This window comes from Myxococcus sp. AB025B, assembly GCF_006518215.1.
Lineage (GTDB): Bacteria > Myxococcota > Myxococcia > Myxococcales > Myxococcaceae > Myxococcus > Myxococcus fulvus.
This window is the reverse complement of record NZ_SRLW01000122.1, coordinates 1-21,439: the sequence shown is the minus strand read 5'-3', so window position 1 is coordinate 21,439 and position 21,439 is coordinate 1. Positions and strand designations below refer to the sequence as shown.

Below are 21,439 nucleotides of genomic sequence, written 5' to 3'. Positions count from 1 at the left end.
GCCGTCCGTCTACAGGTCCAGCACCAGCCGCTTCGAGCGGGCCCGCGACACGCAGATGAGCATGCGCTGATTGCCCGCGGGCTCCTGCTGGAAGAAGGAGTCGCGGTGCTCGGGCTCTCCCTCGCAGACGCGGGTGACACACGTCCCGCAGGAGCCCGCCTCGCAGTCGCTCGTCACGCGCAGCCCGTTGCGGCGCAGCACGTTGAGCACCGACTGCCCCTTGGGCACGCTGAGCACCTGCCCCGTGCTGCGGATGGTCACCTCGAAGTCGGTGTCCTCCCGGGTGGCGAGCGCGCCCACGCCATCGGCGCCGAACGACTCGAAGTGGACCTTCTCCCATGGCCAGCGGTGCCTTACGGACGCGTCGCGCACCGCCTTCATCAGCCCCGCGGGGCCACAGCAGTACAGCCGCGTGCCCGGCGCGCGCGTGGACAACAGCCCGGACACATCCAGGCCCTTGTCCGGGTCACCCCCATCGAAGTGGAAGCGCACGTGGTCCGCGAAGGGCGGCATGGACAGCAGCTCACGGAACGCCGCGCGCTCCGGGGCGCGCGCGCAGTAGTACATCGTGTAGGGCAGCCCGGTCCGCTGGAGCTGCCGCGCCATGGACAGCAGCGGCGTGACGCCGATGCCGCCGGCCACCAGCACATAGCCGCGCGCGAACAGCAGCGGGAAGTCGTTGCGCGGAGGGCTCACCACCAGCACGTCCCCCTCGTGCACGCGCTCGTGCATGGCGCGCGAGCCGCCGCGGCCCCTCGCGTCCCGCTGCACGGCGATGACGTAGCGGTGCGTCTCCTCCGGGTCGTTGCAGAGCGAGTACGAGCGCAGCGTGGACTCCTTGCCGGGGATGCGCACGTCCAGGTGGGCTCCGGCCTCGAAGGCCGCGAGCGTGCCGCCGTCTTCCGCGACCAGCTCGTACGACAGGATGTCCTCGGCTTCGCGGGCGATGCGGGCGACGCGCACGCGCAGCGCTTCATTCATCACGGTGTTCACCAACTTCCCCTCTCCCTTCCCGCGGACGACGCGGGCCCAACCCTCCGTTCCGACGGACTCGACATTGAGCAGAGGTGGTCCAGCGTGGGATTGCCCCCGGGGGCGGTCGGCGCGTCGCCTCCTCCACGCTCCTCGTGACGACGGGTGGACACCCCGGCGCCCGCGTTGCCCGACGTGGGAACGACGCTTCCCTCCCGGGGTGCCCGCTCCACGTGGATGAGCGCGGGGGTGCCGCGCTTGAGGCCTGGGAGCGCCCGACATGGCAAGCGTGTCGCCCGGTCGCCGAGCACACGGGAGAGCAGGCCATCCGCGCGTCGCTCCGGCATCGCGCGCAGGTCATCCCCACCATCCAGGACATGCCGCGTCATGGGCCGTGCACGCCACGGAGGGGATGCGCGGCCCCCGGAACCCCAGGGAGGCAAACGACATGGATGCCATCGCGTTGCTGAAGGCGGACCACAAGACGGTGGAGCAGCTGTTCCGCCGGTTCGAGAAGGCGGGCCCCAATGCCCACAAGCTCAAGCGCAAGCTGGTGGAGCAGATGGTGCTCGAGCTGTCCGTGCACTCCGCCATCGAGGAACAGGTCTTCTATCCGGCGGTGCGCCAGCGCTCCGCGTCCTTGCGCGACGAGGTGCTCCGCTCGCTGGAGGAGCACCACGTGGTGAAGTGGGTGCTGTCGGAGCTGGACGAGCTGCCCTCGGAGGCCGAGCGCTTCGACGCGAAGGTCTCCGTGCTGATGGAGAACGTGCGCGCGCACGTGCTCGAGGAGGAGAGCACGCTCTTTCCCGAGGTGAAGAAGGCGTTCCGTCCGAACGAATTGCGGGAGCTGGGCCAGGTGCTGGAGGCGGCGAAGCAGGCGGCCCCCACGCGGCCGCATCCGATGGCGCCGGACACGCCGCCGGGCAACCTGGTCGCGGGCGCCGTGTCGGCGGTGATGGACATCGGCCGGGACGCGCTCCGGGCCGCGCGTCGCAAGGCCACGACCAAGGTGCGCGAGGTGACGGGGCGCGGCCCGAAGTCGCGCGCTCCCTCCGCCCCCGAGTACGAGGCCGGCGAGTCCGCCAGTCCGTGAGCGCGTGCTCCCCGAGTGAGCGGGCCCGGCTCCCCGTATGGTGGGCCGGGCCCTTTCTCGTGGGCGTGAATGTCCTCGTGGAGGGGCCGTCCCAGGGAGTAAGGCAGCGGCAACACGACCCCGCCGTACCGCCCATCCGCCCCAAGGAGGCGCCATGCTTCACGCCCGTCCCGTTCGTTCCTGGCTGCTCACCGCTGTCCTGCTCGCCACGATGGGCGCTTCCGCCCAGCCCCAGCCGGTGTCCCAGGCCCGCCCCGCGGTGGACCCTTCCACGCGCACCCTGCGCGTCGAGGGCACCGGCGAGGTGAAGGCGCAGCCCGACGAGGCCTTCATCGACCTGGCCGTGGAGACGCTGGAGAAGACGGCGAAGGCCGCGGGCGAGCAGAACGCGAAGAAGATGGAGAAGGTCATCGCCGCGCTGACGTCCGCGGGCATCCCCCGCAAGGAAATCCAGACGCGCAACTACTCGGTGTACCCGGACTACGGGCCGCCGGCGCCCAACGAGACGGAGCCCAAGCTGCGCGGCTACCGCGTCAGCAACGTGGTGAGCGTGCACCTGACGGAGCTGTCGCGCGTGGGCAGCGTGCTGGACCAGGCGCTGGCGGCGGGCGCCAACCGGGTGGACCAGGTGCGCTTCGGCCTGGCGCGCCAGGACGCGGTGCAGGGTGAGGCGCTGCGGCAGGCGGTGGCGCGGGCCCGCAAGTCGGCCGAGGTGCTGGCCGCCGCCCTCAACGTGAAGCTGGGCGTGGTGGTGGACGTGAGCACCGTGACGGAGCCGCCGCAGCTCTACCCGGCCCGCTTCGCCATGGCGGAGATGGCGTCCGACGCGCGCGTCGCCACGCCCATCCAGCCGGAGGAGCAGACGGTGCAGGCCAAGGTGACGCTCATCTACGTCATCGAGTCCGCGCGCTAGTCAGTCGTCCAGCGGTATCAAGGGCTTGCTGGGGTGCGCCATGCCGGTGATTCAGGCAGGTGCCCCCAGTGTGCCCCTCGCGGAGGCCTACCCCCGGTCACCGGGTTCTCGCCGAATCGACCCCTTGCCCCCGGAGCGAGCCTCGCGACGGGGGTTGTCGGGATTAGGACATGCGGATATGTTCATGTCGATATGTCTTCTGGCCCCTCTCTCGACGTGCGCCCGCTGACCCGGGTGCTCAAGGCCCTGGGCGACGAGACGCGCCTGCGCATCGTGTCCCTGCTTTCGCACTCGGAGTTGTGCGTCTGCCATCTGGAGAGCGCCCTCTCCATTCCTCAATCCAACACCTCCCGGCACCTGTCCGTCCTCAAGGCGGCTGGGCTCGTGGAGGCACGTCGGGAGGGCAGCTGGGTCTACTACCGGCTGGCGCCGCAGACGGATGCGCTGTGCGCTTCCCAGGTGCAGGCCCTTGTCTCTGCCTTCGCGACGCGCGCGACGCTCCAACGCGAAGTGGCGCGCGTCCTGAAGTCCTGCGGCCCTGAGGCCTGCAAGTAGCGCCTCCCTCTTTCCTGGGTTGCTTCCGTCCATGTCCTCGCCGCGTGCCTCCGAAAACATCGTCAAGAAGCTCTCCCTCATCGACCGTTTCCTGCCGGTGTGGATCTTCGCCGCCATGGGCCTGGGCATCGGCCTGGGGCGCGCCTTCCCGGACCTCGGGAGCCGGTTGGACACGGTGAAGCTGGACACGGTCTCGCTGCCCATCGCGTTGGGCCTCTTGTGGATGATGTATCCCGTGCTCGCGAAGGTGCGTTACGGCGAGCTGGGGCGCCTGCGCACGCGAGGGAAGCTCTTCACCACGTCCCTGTTCCTCAACTGGGTGGTGGGGCCGCTGCTCATGTTCGCGCTGGCGTGGCTCTTCCTTCCGGACCTGCCGCACTACCGCAATGGCCTGGTGCTCATCGGCCTTGCCCGCTGCATCGCCATGGTCCTCATCTGGAACATGCTGGCGTGTGGCAGCACCGAGGTCGCCGCCGTGCTCGTGGCCCTCAACTCCCTCTTCCAGATCTTCTTCTATTCGGTGCTCGGCTGGCTCTTGCTCACCGTCGTTCCGGGGTGGCTCGGAGCGGAGGTCGCGGCGTTCGACGTGTCGATGTGGAGCATCGCCCGGAGCGTGCTCATCTTCCTGGGCGTGCCGCTGGTGGCGGGCGCGCTGACACGCGTGGGGCTGACCCGCCTCAAGGGAGATGCCTGGTACGAGCAGCGCTTCTTGCCGCGGCTGGGGCCTACCGCGCTGCTGGGGCTGCTCTACACCATCGTGCTCATGTTCGCGATGCAGGGCGAGAAGATCACCCGCCTGCCGTTGGATGTGGTGCGCATCAGCATTCCGCTGCTGGTCTACTTCGTCGTCATGTTCGCCAGTGCCTTCTTCCTCTCGCGCAAGCTGGGCTTCGACTACGAGGAGACCGCGTCACTTTCCTTCACGGCGGCGGGCAACAACTTCGAATTGGCCATCGCCGTCGCCGTGGGGGTCTTCGGCGTGTCTTCTGGAGAAGCGCTGGCCGGAGTGGTGGGGCCGCTCATCGAGGTGCCCGCCCTCATCGCCCTGGTCTACCTCTCGTTGTGGCTGCGACGTCGGCTGTTCCCCACGGCGACGAGCGCGGTCCTTCCTCGCCGTTTCAGTGAGAGCCCGTTCGAGGAGTCCCCCCGATGAAGAAGGTCATCTTCGCCTGTGTGCACAACGCGGGCCGCTCCCAGATGGCGGCTGCGTTCTTCAATGCCTTGGCTGACCCAGCGCGGGCGCGGGCCGTGTCCGCTGGCACGCAGCCGGGCACCCATGTCCATCCCGAGGTCCAGGCCGTGATGGCCGAAGTCGGGGTCGACCTGTCGGGAGCCAGGCCCCAGCACCTCACGGACGAGCTCGCCCAAGGCGCCCAGTGGCTCATCACCATGGGCTGCGGGGAGGCGTGCCCCTTCGTGCCTGGCTTGAAGCGGATGGACTGGCCCTTGGAGGACCCCAAGGGCCAGCCCAGGGAGCGTGTGCGTGAGATTCGCGAGGAGGTGCGGACGCGCGTCGCGGAGTTGCTCTCTCAAGAGGGCTGGGCGCGCTCGCTGGACGGGCTCCAGGGGCCGGCAGGCGACGCGGTGTCCTGAATCACCGGGTGCGCGTGCTCTTGGGTTCCCCTCGACCGACAGCGGTGCTCCCACCGGAAAAAATCGCCTCAATCGAGGAGCGCACGCGAGTGGCCACCTCCTGCCTTGTCCCCGTGCCGAGCTTCCCGTCGAGGTGAAGGAAGGCAAGCCCGTGGACAAGGGACCAGCCCGCCGTCGACAGCGCGCTCGCGTCGGTTCCCGGGAAGACGCTCGCCAAGGCCGTGGACACGAGGCCTCGGACCTCAGTCGCTGCTCGCACCCGCTCATCGTTCGAGTCGTCACACGCGTTGCCGAACATGAGACAGAAGAGGGCGGGCCGCTTCAGCGCGAACTCCACGTACCTGACGCCCAGCTCGGCGATATCGGACACCGTCCGCGGGGTGACGCCCGCCTGGGAAAGCTCGCGTCCCAACTCGCGGAAGCCCTCCGCGGCCAGCGCGGACTCCAGCGCACGCTTGTCGGCGAAGTGACGATAGGGCGCGGCGGACGACACTCCGGCACGCCGGGCGACCTCTCGCAGGGAAAGCTCGCTACCTGTCTCGAGCAGCTCCAGCGCGGCCTTCAGCAGCGCCGCGCGGAGATCTCCGTGATGGTAACTGTCCTTCCCCGATGTTGACACCGTTAACACCCTCGCCTATGTATGCACCGTAAACTTCGGTCCGGCTCGCGACAAGGCCCCGAGGCAGAGCACCCCGCCGCCCAAGCCCTGGATCGTGCCCTGGTCCTCAGTGAAGGCAAGAGACCTCATGCGTGCATTCGTCCTCACCCGGTATGGCGGCCCCCAGGCCGCCGAGCTTCGCGACATGCCACCGCCCGAGCCGGGTCCTGGCGAGGTGCGCATCGACGTGAAGGCGGCAGGCCTGAATCCCGTCGACTTCAAGACACGCGAAGGCAAACTCCGGGTCATCGACTCCTACGCGCTTCCGGTCGTGTTCGGCTGCGAGTTGTCCGGCGTTGTCACGTCGGTCGGTGAAGGCGTGACGCGGTTTCGCCCAGGTGACGAGGTCTTCGCTCGCGTGGCCAAGCATCGGCTCGGCGCCTTCGCTGAGACAGCGTGCGTGGGCGAAGAGCTCGTCGCGAAGAAGCCGGCGTCACTCGATTTCGTTCAGGCCGCCGCGGTGCCGCTCGCGGCGCTCACCGCGCTTCAAGCGCTGCGTGACGAGCTCGCCGTCGCGCCGGGCATGCGCGTCTTCATTCCAGGTGGGGCAGGGGGTGTTGGGACTTTTGCCATCCAGCTCGCCAAGCACCTTGGCGCGACCGTCGCGACGACGGCGTCCGCGCGGGGCAGGAGGCTCGTCGAGCGCCTCGGTGCGGATGTCGTCGTCGATTACACCACCCAGGACATCACCGCCGAGCTGCGCGAGTACGATGCCGCCCTGGACCTCGTCGGCGGCGACACCCTCACGCAGACCTTCTCGACCGTTCGCCGTGGCGCCAAGGTCGTCAGCATCGCGGGCATCCCCGAGCCCCTGACCGCGACCCAGGACCTCGGCCGCGGCCCTGGACTCGCGATGCTCTTCTGGCTCGCGAGCGCTGGGGTTCGATTTCGTGCCTGGCGCTCGGGCGTCACCTACCGCTACCTGTTCATGCACCCGAGCGGAAAGGACCTTGAAGCGCTCGCTGCCCTCATCGACGCGAAGAAGCTCGAAGTCGTCATCGACCAGGTCTTTGCCTTCTCCAACATCGCCGATGCGTTCGACCATCTCGAGAAGGGCCACGCCAAGGGCAAGGTCGTCGTCTCCATGGGCTGAACATCGTCCGTTCTGGAGTGACACCTCTTCCTGACGACGATGCCTGAACGGAGCGGGTCGCCCCGCGAGTCGACCCGTGCCCCTCCAGAAAGGCGTCTCCTGGTGCCTTGGCCAAGGTGACGCTCATCCACGTCATCGAGCCTTCCGCGCCCGCTAGCGCGGCAGGCTCACGGTGAAGGTGGTGCCCCGCTCCGCCGTGGACTCCACCTCGACGTGTCCCTGATGCGCGTCGACGATGGCCTTCACGATGAAGAGCCCCAGCCCCACGCTGCGGCTCGCCAGGTCCACCGCGTCGGTGCCGCGCTGGAGGGGCTGGAACAGGTCCGGGATTCGCGAGGCGGGGATGGGCGGGCCCTCGTTGTGCACCCGCAGCGTCACCTGGGAGCCCTCTCCCTGTGTCTCAACCAGGACGGGCGCTCCGGGGCGCCCGTGCTTCAGCGCGTTCATCAGCAGGTTCTGGACGACCTGCGCCAGCCGCTCCTCGTCCCACGCGCCGTGCCCGTCGCCGCTCGCCGCCACCCGCACGTCCGCGGTGGGGTGAGCCGCCTCCACCTCCTCCACGGCCGCCTGACAGACCTGGTGGAGGTCCGCGGGGGCACGCTCCAGCCGGATGCCGCCGCCCAGCCGGGCCTGGGTGAAGTCGAGCAACTCCTTCACCAGCTTCACCGCGCGGGTGGCCGACGCCTGGATGCGCTCCACCGGCCTGTGGGCCTCCGGCGGCAGGGACTCCAGGCGCTTGAGCCGCTCGGTTCCCATGAGGATGGCGCCCAGGGGGTTGCGCAAATCATGGCTCACGATGCCGATGAGCAGCTGCTCGAACTCCGCCTGCTGCTGGAGCTGTCGCGCGTGCTGCTCCCGCTCCTGCTCCAGCTTGCGCTGCATCGTGATGTCCTGCAGGAGCGCGACATAGCCGTCCACGGAGCCGCCCGGCGAGTGGTGCGCGATGAAGGACACGCGCACGTCCCGCTTGCCGCCCAACCGGTAGGGCACGTCATGCTGCTCGAAGGAGAAGCTCTCCCCCGCCAGGCCCCGCCGCACGTACGGGCCCAGCACCGCGTAGGCCGCCTCCCCGATGACCTCCCGGACCTTGCGGTTGCGCATCTGGTCGCGCGAAATCCCGAACCACTCCTCGTACGCCTTGTTGACGCGGCCGTAGCGCTCGTCCGCGTTGACGTACGAGACCAGGACGGGAATCGCGTCGAGCAGCAGGGACTGCTCCGCCTCGCTCGCGCGCAGCTGCTCCGTGAGCGCCTCGTTGCGCTGGCTCACCTGCATCTTCTCGGTGACGTCGCGGAAGATGAGCACGGCCCCGGAGGGAGCGCTCGGTCCCGTGCGAATCGGCGCGGCGCTGTTTTCGATGGGGACGTGCGTCCCATCCTTGCGCAGCAGCAGCGCGGGCCCCGTGAGGCGCTGGACCGACTCGGAGCCGAGCGCCCGCTCGACGGGGTTCTCCAACGGCTCCCGGGTGACGGCGTCGACGACGCGGAAGACCTCCGCGACCGGAAGCTGCCACGCCTCGGACGTGCTCCAGCCGGTGAGCCGCTCGGCCACCGGGTTGAGGAAGAGGACGCGTCCGACCGGGTCCGTGGTGATGACCGCGTCGCTGATGGAGGCGAGCGTCGTGGACAGGTGGGCCTCGCGCTCCCTCAGCCGCTCCCCCTGGGCCCGCACGCGCAGGAGGCTGGCCACCCGGGCGAGCATCTCCGCGTCGTCGAAGGGCTTGGCGACGTAGTCGTTGGCGCCCGCCTGCAGGCCCTCCGTGAAGTCCTCGTGGGCTCCCCGCGCGGAGAGCATCAGGATGGGGAGGGTGACTTCATCGTAGCGCTCGCGGACGTAGCGGCACGCGTCCAGCCCCGACACGCCCGGCAACCGCCAGTCCAAGAGGAGCACGTCGGGAGGTGGCCCCGAGGAGAGCCGCTCGAGCGCCTGCTCGGCGTCCTCGAACGTCTCCACCGCGTGGTGCCTGGCCAGCAGCTCCCGGGCCCGCGCGCGCTGGAGCGGACTGTCCTCGACCAGCCACACGCGGGCGGATGGCGCCGTGCGCGAAGCGCGCTCCTTCGAGGCTGGAGGAAGACCCGGGGGCTTGTTCAAGGGCGGGGGACGTCGGTGGTGCGCGGGGGCGCTTGTCCACCCAAGTTAGGCAGGACCCGGCGGGTCCGTCGAGGGCTTCACCCCGAGGCCAAGGTCCCCTCACTCTTCATCCCAGCGCCCGAGCGCACCCGTGCGCGCGCTCGAAAGGCCCGGCCCGCCCGGCCGCCTGGCCCGGGCTGAAGCCACCGGTCGCCACGGGCTCAATCCGATGCATTCCACGACCAGGGGGATGGAATCCCATCCAACCAGGTTGGGATTGGGTCTGTGTGTTCGTCGGCTGACGATGCATGGCGTCATGGGGTTGCGGCTTGACTGACAGACTTTATCTCGTTTCAATGACTACTCCGGGTCCGCCAGTTCTTCTCGTGGCGTGAACCGGTTGTCCGTATCACTCACACAGGAGCAACCCATGAAGATCAAGACGCGCGTTCGTGCGGGCCCCATGTCGGCTGATGACGGTATCGGCGGCGGCGGAGGTCGCGGCTGTGGCGGCGGCATCATCATCGCCACGCCCCTCGACATCTGAGCGGCTTCCCGTCGTAGCGACTCGGCCGTCGGCGGACCGTGCACGGTCCGTCGGCGGTCGTTGTCTTTCCGGCCCCCAGGGCACGGCCCGTCTCGGACACCCAGGTCCCGAGGTGATTTCGGGGCATCTGTTAATTCTTGATATTCAAGTATTGATGACTTTGTGGCTGGAATTCCAGCACGCAGGACAGTGATTGCGGGGCATCGCGTCACGCGTGTCCGCAACCGGTGCCTGGATGGCTGGTGCAACTTGACCTCAAGATTCGGATTGGTTCTGATTGCGACTCCGGGTCCGCGAGGTTTGTGCTTCGCGTGAAGCGGGAATCACGTCTCACTCACACGAGGAGCAGTCCATGAAGATCAAGACGCGCGTTCGTGCTGGGCCGCAGTCCGGTGGTCGTGGCTGTGGTGGTGGCGTCATCATCGCCGCGCCCCTCGACACGTTCTGAGGTGGTGGCGTTGAGCTGAGCCAGTCGCTGGTGGCCCGTGCACGGGTCGCTGGCGGCTGTTTTTCTTCCAGGATCCGTCAGGAGCATTCGCGTGAGCCAGGACTCGGTGCCGGTGTCGGTGGACCCTCACGAGACGCTGTACGTGCCGCTGAGGCGTCGCTTCATCAAGGAGTACCTGACCTCGCCCGAGGGCGTGCGCGAGCTGCACATCTATTACGGCACCCGGGAGATCTCCATCGAGGAGCAGGACCTGCACTCCTTCGGAGAGCAGCTGTGCCTGGAGGACTCCTTCATGGCGGGCAACGCCACGAAGTGGACGACCGGTGAGCCGTATCCCTGGGAGCGGGTGAGGGAGCTGCTGGAGGCGCTGCTGGAGGAGGGCGTCGTCACGCGCGAGGCCCCGACGCTCGCCTTCGAGAGCGAGTCCCACCGCAAGTACCTGGCGATGGAGGCCAGGCGCGTCGCGCCCACCGAGCCCCTGTGGTGGAACCCGGACGCCCCGGAGGTGATGCGCAGGCTGACGGGCCGGCCCCTGGAGCTGGGGTTCCTGGAGGCGGTGCTGCCGGTGTACCGCATCGCGCACCCCGCGCTCGACACCGAGGGGCGGCACATCGGGGAGAGCAACACCTTCCCCGAGCAGATGCGCATGAAGATGGACACCGAGTTCAAGGCCTGCCACTTCGCCGGCAGCCGCTATCGCAACAACGCGCCCATGAACGTGACGGCGCTCAAGTCGATGATGCGGCACTGGAAGCCGATGATGCACGCGGTGCGCGCGGTGCGGCAGGCGTTCCTGCGCCCCGACACGGTGCTCCCGGACGGGCGCTGGCGGATGGGGGACCTGCACGCGGCGGCGTGCGCGGTGCTCGCGGTGCCCTCGTACATGCTGATGCGCGCCAACGACCCGGTGCCCAACGGGCAGCTGGACCCGGTGCTCTCCAACATCTACCGCGTGACGGACGGCGTGCGGATGGTGGCCGCGTACATGCTCTTCCTGCCGGAGGAGCCGCTCACCTACGACTCGCCCATCTCGTCCGCGGAGCTCCTGTACGTGACGGACCGCGACAACCACTATCTGTCCAACCGAGGCGTGTGCGCGGGGCCGCCGAACCTGGTGGACGAGTACTTCCAGACGCTGATGGACGGGCGGCCGGTGGCGAACGAGGAGCCCATGTCCTTCGCATGGGAGAAGGACATCGTCCCGGGCGTGGACTACGGGCAGCTGGGGCTGCAGCTCTACTCGCTCCAGTTCAACCTGTGGAGCTACATGTGCCGCGCGTACGAGCAGGTCCGCGCGGTGGCCGAGTCCGTCACGCCGACGGAGGGCGACTTCTGGAGCGGCCTGCGGGCGCGGCTGAAGAAGGACTTCGAGATGATGCGGCCCACGCGCCTGCACACGGCCACCCAGCGCGACTGGGCGGAGGCGCGCTACATCGAGATGTTCGACCGCGCGCAGCGGGGCATGAGCACCTTCAAGGAGGAGTCGCTGGTCCACCTCAAGGACATCTTCACGCCCGTGCACGACGCGGTGTTCGAGGCGACGCGCAAGCGGCTGCGCATGGTGGTGCGCGCGAAGGTGGGCGACGCGTTCGGGACGCAGGCGGACGCCATCGCGGACGCGGTGGCGGAGTACCTGACGCTGGAGCGCTCGGCGCTCCTGGCCCTGGAGAACGTGCAGCGGGAGACCAACGCGCTCCTGCGGCGGCCTCATCCGGAGCGGCGGTTCACCAACAAGGACCTGTCGCTCCACCACCGCATGCGCGCGGGCACCGTCGGCGTGCTGCCGTACCTGCTGGACGTGTTCCGGGACGAGTTCGGCGTGGACATCGACAACTCGCCGGAGGGGACGAAGCTGACGCCGGTGGGCGCCCCGCTGGCGGCCGAGGACGCGGTGTGTCCGTTCACCGGGCGGACGGCGTCCGTCGCGTAGCCGCCCTGCTCAGTCCAGGAAGGGCTGGATGCCCCGGCTGCGCTTCGCGAGGCCGGAGGCGAAGAGCCCGCCGCAGTCCTCCCGGCGGGTGCAGCGCTCGCAGTCCTCGGCGTAGAGGTTCTTCCAGTCGGAGATGCTCTTGCGCGCGAAGGGGTGCAGCTCGCCGGGCAGGGTGCAGAGCGGGTGGTTGTAGAGGGACGTCTCCAGCCCCGCGCGGCTCAGCGTGCGGACCGCGGCGGTGAGCTGGGGCCGGTAGTCGAGCGGGTCCATCCAGAGCAGGCCGAGGTTCGCCTTGGCGAACCCCATCAGCTCCAGGCCCATCAGCGCGACGTGGTCGACGAAGGCCAGGTTGCGCGCGATGAACTCCGCCAGCTGGGGCAGGCGCGCGTACGTCTGCGCGTGGACCACGCAGCGCAGCTCCACGCGCACCCGGGCGCGCTTGAGGTGGAGGATGCCTCGGACGGTTTCATCGAAGGCGCCCAGGGCCTGGACGACGTAGTCATGCTCCTCGGGCAGGTCCGAGTAGAGCGGGATGCCCAGCATCAGGTCGGGGTGCTGGACGTCCGCCACCGCGCGCGCCAGCTCGGGGTTCGCGAAGCCTCGCCCGTTGGTCAGGAGGTGGACGGCGGTTGTTGGCAGGTGGTGCTTCATCTGCGCGAGCAGCGCGATGAGGCGGCCCTTGAGCAGGCTCGGCTCGCCGCCGGTGATGCCGAGCTCGCGCGTCTCCGGGGAGATGAGCGGGAGCGCCTGCATCAGCTCGTCCAGCAGCCAGGAGTCATCCTGCTTATGGGGTGGCTGGGAGCACATCAGGCAGTGGTTGTCGCAGCGCTCCGTCACCAGGAACGTGTTCGACGGCGAGGCGCGGCGGTACAGCGTCGACAGGGCGTCGCGCTCGGGGTGGATGCGCACCACGTCCCCCTCCGCGAGGTAGCGCAGGTTCGGAGGCAGGACGTAGATGTCCCCCGGGGCCGGGCTGCCGCTCACGAGGCCCTCGTCCCACAGGAGGTATCCCCGGAAGCCCGGGGGCAGTGACGCCGTGGGACGTCGGACGAGGAGCACCTCCCGCTCATGGGCGAGGGGCGCGTCGTCCAGGTGCTCACGGACGCGGGCGATGAACGGCTCAATGGAGCGCGTGGAGAGCGCCTTCAGTCCGGCCGAGGAGAGGTCCAGGGCGGGCATGGCTCAGCGCCACCCCATGAGGATGTCACGCGCGCGGGCGTCATCCTCGAGCAGGCCGATGAGGTGGCGCAGCACGCTCATCTGCTTCTGGCAGAAGGCGCTGAACGCCTTGTGTCCGACGGCGTCCCTCATCGTCGCCTGGTGGAAGACGGGGTCGGCGCCACAGTAGGGGAGGAAGGCGCAGTCGCCGCACATGGGCACGCCCTCCGGCATGGTGTCGCTCAGGTGGGCGAGGAGCGTGTCGGACGTCATGATGGACTCGTAGGAGTCGTGTGAGAGGTGTCCGAGCCGGAAGGAGAAGTCGCCCATCTCCGCGAGCATCCGCCCCTCGTCGGAGGCGTACACCGCGCCGTCGTAGTTGTAGACGAGCGCGCCGATGCCGATGCCCGCGGGCGACTGGAGGTCGACGTACGTCGAGCCCCGGGGCGAGAAGAGCTTCTGCAACAGGATGGCGGTGTACTCCTCCTGGAGCGGATAGCCCTGCTCGTTGATGCGGAGGATGTGCGCGAGCCCGCGCCGGTAGAACTCCACCCACGCCCCGACGTCGTACTGGCGAGAGGCGCGCTGGCGGACGGCGAACCCGTAGGGGCTGATGTTCCTGAGGAAGATGCCGTGGAAGCCCTGGCGCACGTACTCGTCGATGATGTCCTCGACGCGCGTGAGGCTCGCCTGCGTCGTCGTCATCAACGCGGAGACGGAGTCCGGTCCGAGCGCCTGTCGCGCCCGGTGAATCGCCTGGAGCGTGCGTCGGTGGCTGTCCCCGCCGCGCACGGGGCGCTGGGTGTTGTGCAGGTCCTCGGGGCCGTCCAGGGAGGTCGAGAGCAGCACGCCGTGCTCGCGGCAGAAGTCGAGCACCTCGTCGGTGAGGCGGGAGAGGTTGCTCGCGATGACGAACTGGAGGTCGCGGCGGTGCCCCTGGTTGAGGGCCTTGGCGCGCTCGACGATGTACCGGATGCGCTCGAAGTGGAGCAGCGGCTCTCCGCCCTGGAACTCGACCTTGAGCGTGGGCGAGGGGCTGCGGAACATGAAGTCGAGCGCCCGGTCCGCGTGCTCCTGTGACATGTCGAACTCGCGGGCACCCTCCGCCTGTCGGGACACCTGACAGTAGGCGCAGGAGTGGTCGCAGCGCAGGGTGACCACGAAGATGTGCAGCCCGGTGAAGTTCGCGAGCTGCTCGGCGCGGGTGCGGTACTTCAGCGCGAGCAGCTCCAGCGCCACGCGGGAGTGCTCGTCGAACAGGAGGTGCTTCGACTTGAGCGTCTTGTAGGCCTCGCGGTGCGGGGGCAGCGCGTGACGGACGAAGTCGAACAGCTCGTGTCGGGGGAGCACGACGTATTCGCCCACGTCGTTCGTCACGACGTAGCGGGCGTCGTCCAGCCGGCTGAAGCGCAGGGGCGCGAGCTGGTAGCCCCGTGTGGACTGGTACCTGGCGCGGTCATGGAACATGGCGTGCGTCGACCTCAGTCCTGGCGAATCAGGCCGGTGCGTGAGAAGGCCTGCGCGACAATCAACGCGCGCAGGGCCCGGGTCTCGTCGCCCACCTGCTCTCGCAGCTCCTGGTCCAACAGCTCCTGGAAGAACAGGCGCACCGTCTCCAGCGCGTCGCGCTCGGTGACGGTGGGGGCGAAGAGGAAGCGGACGGGAAGCCGGTCCGCGTCGGGCGAGCCGAGCACCGCGGTGCACCGGTCGGCGAAGCGGTACGCGGACTTCTGTATCGCCGCGAGTCGATAGACGCGCAGGTCGAGGACGTCCTGCACGGCGCCGTCGCGGAAGGTGAGGTCGGTGTCCATGGTCACGTGTCTGCTCCTCACCACTCGATGGTGACGTCGCCCGTCTGACCGGCGACCAGGTCGACCTCGACGGTGGTGGTGCCGAGGAAGCGGTTTTCGATGCGGACGGTGTGCTTGCCCGCCGCCAGCCGCATGAGGGCCGTCACGTCCTGACCCGCGGGCTTGTCGTCGACGAAGATGCGTCCGCCGGGGAAGGCGACGAAGGACACCGTCGCGGGCCTGGGTGGCGGCTCGGGCGCTTCGTCGGGAGCGGAGTAACCGCCGCCGTAGCTGCGGCTCCTGCTGCCGGAGTAGTGGCTGCGGTGCGAGGAGTGGGAGCGGTGCGAGCGATGACCCGCGAGCAGTATCTGCCCGTTGGTGGGAGGGACGACGAGGAGCAGCTCGTCGCGCGAATCCTCTTCGTTGCGTCGCCGCCACGTGGGTTGGGCGACCTGGAGCTCGATGCCGGGCACGAGCAGCCCTGATGGGGCCGCGCCTCCGAGTAGTCCCATGAGCGCCGCGCTGACGGAGAGCAGCCGGGGAGGTTTCGGGTTCATGGCTTCACCTCACCGATGCGCAGCTCCATCAGGTAGATGCCGTTCCATCTCGCCACGAGCGTCACGCGGCCATCCTTCCAGGTCGTCTGCGTGGGGGGCTTGCCTCCGCGAGGCTGGGGCGGCGCGGGCAGCTCGACCGGATGTCCGAGGACACGGGAGAGCAGCTCCTTCGTCACGGGCGTGCGCTTCAGGTTGTTGAGCACGCGGGACTCCTTGTCCGCGCCGGCCAGGTACGCGCCCACGCAGCGGCCGTCCCGCAGCTCGCACGAGAGGGCGACGGACTCCGTGGTCTTCGACAAGATGTTCGGGTGGCTGGTGGCCGTCAGTTGGAGCAGGGAGATGGCCACCTCGCGCTCCGCGCCGATGAGCGGAATCCGCTCCCGTTCCTCGCGGGCCCACGTGGCGGCTTGTTTCGCGAGGACCGCCACCTGTGGGTCGTGCGGAGTGTCCGCCAGCTCGGTGGCGAGCGCGGTGGTCTTGTGGAGGTGGAGGACCCAGTCCAGGGTGACGGCCTTGGGACGCGGCCTGGGCGTCAATTGCTCCACGAGCATCGCGCGGGCCTGTCCGAGTCGCTGCTCCCGGCTCGGTGTGAGCTCGGCGCGAAGCGCGAGGGAGAGCGTCTTCCAGCGGCAGGAGGCCGTTGTGCAGGCCGCGTGCTCCGCCTCGTAGAGGCGCGCGGTCAGCTCGTTGAGGTCCTTCGGGAACGCCTGGGCGAGCACGGGCTGGGCGGAGGCGAGTACCTCCGAGGCGGAGGACACATTCTTGCGCTCGAGCGACGCGAGGACCTGCTGACGTGTGAGGGACAGGAGGTGTTGTTCGACCTTCGCCCGCTCGGGTGCTTTGGACGCCATCGCGAGGGCATCCTTGACGACCTCGTCCACGTTCTGCTCACGGAGCGCATGGGCCAGGTGGAGGTCCGCCCAGGCCTGCTGAAGCTCGGGTGATTCGGGCTCACCCAGTGCCTGCAGCTCCGTCTGTGCGTCATCGAGGCGGCCCTCCGAAATGTCTCGCCGTGCTTCGAACAGCCAGGGTTCGGCGAATAGCGCAACGACAATGGCGATGAGCGCATACACAGACATGCCAAATCGCCACTGGCGAATCTTCTGTCTCCTGCCCAGGGTCCAGTCCTGGACCAGGCGGTCAGTGACGACCGCGAAACCACCGAGGGAGAACAGCAGTGCCGCCAACCAGCCGTTCCAGAAGAAGGAGCCGCGGAGGATGTAAAGAAGTGGGATTCCCAAGGCCACGGCGATGAGGGGCAACCGTACCGCAAGGACCTTTCGCCCCCGAGCGGTGAGCTGCCGGTCCTCCTCGACCGGTGGCGCGAGCATTCGCCTTCCTTCGAACTGAACCGTGGTTGAGGGCGCGTTCATGATGCCGTAGGACACGCGCGCGGCGGGCACCTCGAACACCTGGAAGCGCTGGCGGGTGATGCGCTCGTTCACCTTCACGGGGACGCGGGTCTTTCCCCAATGCTCCTTGACCCAGTCTCCTGGGAGGTGCTGCGCGACCTTCTCCTGGGGGAGCACTCCATTCGCGCTGATCTCCCCCACGAGCTTTGCGTCCTGCTCCATGTCCTCATTCGTCCAGACCAGTCGGCGCAGGTGCTCGTCCTCGGACATCACGAGGACGTCGGTGCGGACTGAGTCGACCAATTCGAGCCAGCGCTGTTCGCGACCGTGTCCCAGACAGGGTGCACAGGACACGCTCCCTGAGTTGCAGCCACTACAGGAGACCCTCCCACTCGCACCGCACTGCCGGCAGTTCATGAGTCGTCGAGAATTGTCCTTGGCGTAGCCGTAGGCCTTCCGCGTGCCTCGACAGTTCCAGCATTGGACGTTCCCTCTCCCCTTGCACTTGGGGCAGGGGGTCGAGCCCACGCCTCCGCATGGGGAACAGGCGAGAACGGAGAGGCTGCTGTTACGAAGGCTCTCGGGCGTTTCCGCCCAGAGGTCGACGCTGCTGGCTTGTCGCCTCAATCCTGTAATGGGGGGAGAGCCGTGAGTCGGGCCTTCCTTCCACACGACCCTCCGCTCCGTGATGGTCGAGTAGATACGTGCGGCTCCGCGCGCCTTCGGCTCCACGGAGCGGATGAACTCTTGCGGATTCGGAGGCGGCACGGGCAGGCGCCGGGTCCACTCGACGAAGGCCTGGACGGCGGCAGTCTTGATGGCCTCCGCGTCCGCGGGAGGCATCGGGTCGACGGCCTGGGGTTCCTGGGATGGAAGGCTCATGGGAGACAAGGCCCCGTCAGAAGACGCATCACTGCAACACCTGCCGGGCGACGCGCCACGCCCCCTCGACGTCCAGGTACCGGGCGGCGTAGTCGCGAGCGAGCAGGTCCTCCGGCACGAAGCCGTCATGTTTCTCGAGCGCCATGTTCTCCACGTGGCGCGTGAGGGACTCGGCCCGAGGTGGCCCCTCCGCCACGAGCGCACGCAGGGCGCCCTCCACGTCGGCCTGCTGTCCCGCCACGCTCAACACGGGCCCCAGCGTCTGCACCGACAACCCACGGGCCTGGAGCGCAAGCGCCAGCGTGTGCACCACCGCGTCACCGGCCCACGGGAAGACATGGACCTCCATCCCCGAGGCCACGATGGAGCGCTCGCCGAGCCGCCATCGCTGGAACGTCGCCCGAGCCTCCGCGAGCAGCTCCAGCGCCCGCGCATCCAGATAGCGAGGCAGCCCCTCACCGGCATAGATGGCGCGCATCTGCTCCCGGACGCGGTCATGCACGCGGCCGACACCGGTGGGCTCGAACACGGGCACGCGTCCGGCGGGCGCGGGCTCCAGCTCCACGACCTTCTCGTCGCCCTGCACGGCGAGCACGCGCCACCGCCGTCCACCGAAGATGAGGTACGTGCCGACGAAGAGCGGCTGGTCGATGGGCATCGTGCCCAACGTGCGACCCCCGGCCACCAGCCGGAACTCCTCCACCGAGGCGAAGGCCGCATAGAAGCTGTAGTGGTTGACGAGCCGCTCACCCACGCGGCCCAACAGCAGCGTCCCATCCGAGGACTGCGAGAGCAGCTCGCGCTGCCCCAGCCCGCGCAGGAAGCGCACGAAGTCCTCGCGTGACACCCGCGCGAAGGGACCTTCGTGGCACAGCGCCAGGAAGGCCTCGCCCGCCTTGACGCCGCCGTGCTGGGCGATGAGCGAGAGCAGTTGCTGCACCAGCGTGGAGAAGTGGACGGCGCCCGAGGCGGGAGGCTCGAACCAGTTCGTCAGCAGCAGCTCCAGCATCGCCACCGACTGGACCAGCCGCACCCGAAGCTGGTCCGGCAGGGGACTGGTGCTCGTCAGCTCCGCTTCTTGAAGATACAGCCGGAGCACGGAGGGGCCGCCCTTGCGCCCGCTGCGCCCCAATCGCTGACGGAGGCTGGACACCGAGGGAGGCACGCCCACCTGCGCGATGCTCTGCACGGAGCCCACGTCGATGCCCATCTCCAGTGTCGTCGTGCACACCAGGCTCACGGGCCGCTGCTTCGCCTTGAGCGCGGCCTCCGCCTCCTCGCGCAGCTCCTTGGACAGGTTGCCGTGGTGCGGGAAGAACTCGTTGGGCAGCCGCGCGTCTTCACACCTGCGACGCAGGAGGTCCGCGTACAGCTCGACGTTCGCGCGGCTGTTGGCGAACACCAGGTTGTGCGTCCCGCGCAGCGTCTTGAAGAGGTGCGCTCCCACGTCGTGCTCGTCCTCGGGCGGGCCGTCCGTGGGCTCCTCGTCTTCCTCCGGAGTGCGCGCATCGGGCGCGCGCTTGCGATAGCCCCGGAGCTGGAGGAGCAGCTCGCCGCCGCCCGAGTCGGAGTTGCACAGCCGCACCTTCGCGCCCGCGCCGGGACGGAGGAACTCCGCGGCCAGCGACATGTCGCCTAGGGTGGCGCTGAGGCCCACGCGGGGCACGGTGCGACGCAGGCTCAGCTCGACCCGGTGCAGGAGCGACTGGAGCTGACAGCCCCGCTCGGTGCCAATGAAGGCGTGCAGCTCGTCGATGACGATGTGCTCCAGCCCGGAGAACAGCCCGGCGAGCGCGGAGCCCTGCCGGATGAAGAGCGCCTCGAGTGACTCCGGGGTGATGAGGAGGATGCCCGCGGGGGACTGGAGCAGCCGGGCCTTGTGGCCCTGGGACACATCGCCGTGCCACCGGTGCACGGGGATGTGCAGCCCCTCGCAGAGCCGGTCGAGTCGCTCGAACTGGTCGTTGATGAGCGCCTTGAGCGGGCCCACGTAGATGGCGCGCACGCTGCCGCCGGCGTCCTCCGCCAGTCGGCTGCAGATGGGCAGGAATGCGGCCTCCGTCTTCCCGCTCGCCGTCGACGCGGAGAGGATGACGTCCTGGGTCCCCTCGAGGATGGGGACGATGGCGGCCTCCTGGATGCCGCGCAGCTCCTTCCACCCCTGGGTCCACACCCAGCGCCGAACCTGCGGGTGCAGTCGGTGGAAGGCGCTCGACGCGGCGCCGCCCGGGTCAGAGCTTGAAGGATGCGAGCTCATCGTCCGCTCCGGCCGCGGGGGCTCCCGCCTCCGTCTCGCTCAGGGGCGCCAGGTCGGGATTGATGTCCGCGGCGAGCTCCACGCCGCCGAGCAGCTCCTTCCAATCCGCGCTCGGGTTCTGTTCGAGCACGGCCAGCAGGTTGATGAACGCCGTCACGGTACTGCGGGGCGTGCGGAAGTACGCCTCGCCGATGCGCTCCGAGCAGTGGGTCATGAAGCCGTGGAGTCCCTCGTCGGGCAGGCGCTGCGCGGACGTGTCGCCCGCGGAGTAGACGTGCCGCAGCTTGGTGAGCAGGACGTAGAGGTCCTCGGGGGTGAGGTTGGCCAGCCGGAGGACGGGGGAGCTGTAGTCGACCAGGTTGCCCACGGCGAAGGTGTTCTGGGCGAGGCGCGACTGGAGGGCCTCGTAGCTGTAGAGGCCGCGGCGGGTGTCCATGAGGAACTCGGGCGTTCCTCCCAGGATGAAGCCCAGGCCCTCGGCGCTGCCCTGGAGACAGTCATTGAGGATGCGGAGGATCTGCTCGTAGTTGGACGCGCGGGCCTTGGTGTTGGCCATCTTGTAGAGGTTGACCAGCTCATCCAGACACACCATCAACCCGTCGTAGCCGGACAGGCGGACGAAGCGGGCGAGGAGCTTCAACTGGTCGTAGACCTCCGCGTCGTCGATGATGGTGCGCACGCCGAGCGCCTTGCGGGCATCGGTGCGCGTGGAGAACTCGCCGCGCAGCCACTTCACGGCGTCGGCCTTGAGCACCTCGTTGCCCGTGTCATGGCCGCGCCAGTAGGCGGCGATGACCTCCGCGAAGTCGTAGCCGCCCACCAGCTCCGACAGCGCGGCGAGCTTCTCGCGGATGACGACCTCGGGGTTCAGCCCACGGCCCTTGGCGTCGGTGAGGGCGCTGGAGACGAAGCGCTCCACGACGCTGGCGAGCGCGCCGCCCTCGGGACGGGCCCGGGTGGCCAGGTTGCGCATCAGCTCCGCGTAGAGGCTGCGGGCCTTGCCGTCCGTCGCGTGCAGGCGCCGGTCGGGGTTGAGGTCCGCGTGCAGGGTGACCAGCCGCTTCTCCAGCGCGATGGAGCGGATGAGGTTGAGGAAGAACGTCTTGCCGGAGCCGTACTCGCCGATGACGAAGCGGATGGCGCTGCCGCCCTCGGCGATGCGCTCCACGTCGCGGACCAGGGCGCGGACCTCTTCAGCCCGACCCACCTGGATGTGCTGCTGTCCCACGCGAGGCACGACGCCCGCGCGCAGCGACTGGACGATGGTGTCCCGGTCCTTCGGCCTGATGCGTCCCTGGGGCGTCGCGTCCGTCATGACATCATCTCCTTGACCGCTTGTTCATTGAGCTGAAGGGTTTCGTCGCCCTCGAGGATGGGCTCGCCGCACACCTCGAAGGCCGCGTCGTTGATGACATCCAGCGCGCCGTCCGGGAGCAGGCCGAGTCCGCTGGCCAGCTTCTCCACCTCCGCGCGAGGCCACTCGGGCTTCGCGACGAGCGCGCGCAGCAGCGACGTGTGAAGCGCATCCAGCCCCGCGACCCCTGGCTGCGCTGGTGGGGGCGTGGGAGGGG

18 protein-coding genes are annotated in these 21,439 nt (G+C 68.9%); 7 read left to right on the top strand and 11 right to left on the bottom strand.

Going from position 1 to position 21,439, the window contains the following annotated elements:
• Positions 1-9: 9 nt before the first annotated feature.
• The gene (locus FL311_RS21175; protein WP_141327474.1) at positions 10-981 is read right to left on the bottom strand and encodes a PDR/VanB family oxidoreductase; all 972 of its coding nucleotides are present in this window, start codon (positions 979-981) and stop codon (positions 10-12) included.
• Between the two features lie 439 nt (positions 982-1,420).
• On the opposite strand from FL311_RS21175, the gene FL311_RS21170 reads away from it, so the two are divergent.
• From FL311_RS21170 to FL311_RS21150, 5 genes are all read left to right on the top strand, one after another.
• The gene (locus FL311_RS21170; protein WP_141327473.1) at positions 1,421-2,065 is read left to right on the top strand and encodes a hemerythrin domain-containing protein; all 645 of its coding nucleotides are present in this window, start codon (positions 1,421-1,423) and stop codon (positions 2,063-2,065) included.
• Between the two features lie 154 nt (positions 2,066-2,219).
• Entirely contained in the window at positions 2,220-2,978 is a 759-nt protein-coding gene (locus tag FL311_RS21165; RefSeq protein WP_141327472.1) for an SIMPL domain-containing protein, read from the top strand.
• A gap of 192 nt (positions 2,979-3,170) precedes the next feature.
• Positions 3,171-3,533, top strand: coding sequence for a helix-turn-helix transcriptional regulator (locus FL311_RS21160; protein ID WP_141327471.1), 363 nt, complete (start codon positions 3,171-3,173; stop codon positions 3,531-3,533).
• Positions 3,534-3,564: 31 nt separating this feature from the next.
• A complete protein-coding gene (gene arsB / locus FL311_RS21155) occupies positions 3,565-4,686 on the top strand; it encodes an ACR3 family arsenite efflux transporter (protein ID WP_141327470.1) in 1,122 nt (373 codons plus the stop codon).
• Positions 4,683-5,126, top strand: a complete 444-nt coding sequence (locus FL311_RS21150; RefSeq protein WP_141327469.1) for an arsenate reductase ArsC — start codon at positions 4,683-4,685, stop codon at positions 5,124-5,126. Before arsB ends, FL311_RS21150 begins: the two co-directional genes overlap by 4 nt.
• Position 5,127: 1 nt before the next feature.
• Here the strand turns inward: FL311_RS21150 and FL311_RS21145 are convergent, their stop codons facing one another.
• Positions 5,128-5,745 carry a TetR/AcrR family transcriptional regulator gene (locus FL311_RS21145; RefSeq protein WP_141327468.1) on the bottom strand — a complete coding sequence of 206 codons (618 nt, stop codon included), beginning with the start codon at positions 5,743-5,745 and terminating at the stop codon, positions 5,128-5,130.
• A 127-nt stretch (positions 5,746-5,872) separates the two neighbouring features.
• Here FL311_RS21145 and FL311_RS21140 point away from each other — a divergent pair, with 127 nt between their 5' ends.
• Positions 5,873-6,877, top strand: a complete 1,005-nt coding sequence (locus FL311_RS21140; RefSeq protein ID WP_141327467.1) for an NADP-dependent oxidoreductase — start codon at positions 5,873-5,875, stop codon at positions 6,875-6,877.
• A 153-nt stretch (positions 6,878-7,030) separates the two neighbouring features.
• Here the strand turns inward: FL311_RS21140 and FL311_RS21135 are convergent, their stop codons facing one another.
• Complete coding sequence (locus FL311_RS21135) at positions 7,031-8,899, bottom strand: PAS domain-containing protein (protein ID WP_194869294.1); 1,869 nt, start codon at positions 8,897-8,899, stop codon at positions 7,031-7,033.
• A 1,134-nt stretch (positions 8,900-10,033) separates the two neighbouring features.
• On the opposite strand from FL311_RS21135, the gene FL311_RS21130 reads away from it, so the two are divergent.
• On the top strand, positions 10,034-11,872 hold the full coding sequence (locus FL311_RS21130; protein ID WP_141327465.1) for a hypothetical protein: 1,839 nt from the start codon (positions 10,034-10,036) through the stop codon (positions 11,870-11,872).
• A 9-nt stretch (positions 11,873-11,881) separates the two neighbouring features.
• Here the strand turns inward: FL311_RS21130 and hxsC are convergent, their stop codons facing one another.
• The 8 genes from hxsC to FL311_RS21090 form a co-directional block, all read right to left on the bottom strand.
• Positions 11,882-13,051 carry a His-Xaa-Ser system radical SAM maturase HxsC gene (gene hxsC, locus FL311_RS21125; protein ID WP_141327464.1) on the bottom strand — a complete coding sequence of 390 codons (1,170 nt, stop codon included), beginning with the start codon at positions 13,049-13,051 and terminating at the stop codon, positions 11,882-11,884.
• Positions 13,052-13,054: 3 nt separating this feature from the next.
• Positions 13,055-14,497, bottom strand: coding sequence for a His-Xaa-Ser system radical SAM maturase HxsB (gene hxsB, locus FL311_RS21120; RefSeq protein ID WP_141327463.1), 1,443 nt, complete (start codon positions 14,495-14,497; stop codon positions 13,055-13,057).
• A 14-nt stretch (positions 14,498-14,511) separates the two neighbouring features.
• Positions 14,512-14,841 (bottom strand): His-Xaa-Ser system protein HxsD, encoded by a 330-nt coding sequence (gene hxsD, locus FL311_RS21115; protein WP_141327476.1) that lies wholly within the window; start codon positions 14,839-14,841, stop codon positions 14,512-14,514.
• Between the two features lie 17 nt (positions 14,842-14,858).
• Positions 14,859-15,377, bottom strand: a complete 519-nt coding sequence (locus tag FL311_RS45220) for a hypothetical protein (protein WP_228556987.1) — start codon at positions 15,375-15,377, stop codon at positions 14,859-14,861.
• The gene (locus tag FL311_RS21105; protein ID WP_141327462.1) at positions 15,374-16,951 is read right to left on the bottom strand and encodes a hypothetical protein; all 1,578 of its coding nucleotides are present in this window, start codon (positions 16,949-16,951) and stop codon (positions 15,374-15,376) included. The genes FL311_RS45220 and FL311_RS21105 overlap by 4 nt, the downstream gene beginning before the upstream one ends.
• Positions 16,952-17,639: 688 nt before the next feature.
• Positions 17,640-19,868 carry a DEAD/DEAH box helicase gene (locus FL311_RS21100; RefSeq protein WP_141327461.1) on the bottom strand — a complete coding sequence of 743 codons (2,229 nt, stop codon included), beginning with the start codon at positions 19,866-19,868 and terminating at the stop codon, positions 17,640-17,642.
• Positions 19,843-21,183 carry an ATP-binding protein gene (locus tag FL311_RS21095; protein WP_141327460.1) on the bottom strand — a complete coding sequence of 447 codons (1,341 nt, stop codon included), beginning with the start codon at positions 21,181-21,183 and terminating at the stop codon, positions 19,843-19,845. Before FL311_RS21095 ends, FL311_RS21100 begins: the two co-directional genes overlap by 26 nt.
• Positions 21,180-21,439, bottom strand: a 260-nt coding sequence (locus FL311_RS21090) for a tellurite resistance TerB C-terminal domain-containing protein (protein ID WP_228556986.1), incomplete at its 5' end; no start/stop codon positions are given. The genes FL311_RS21095 and FL311_RS21090, both read right to left, overlap by 4 nt.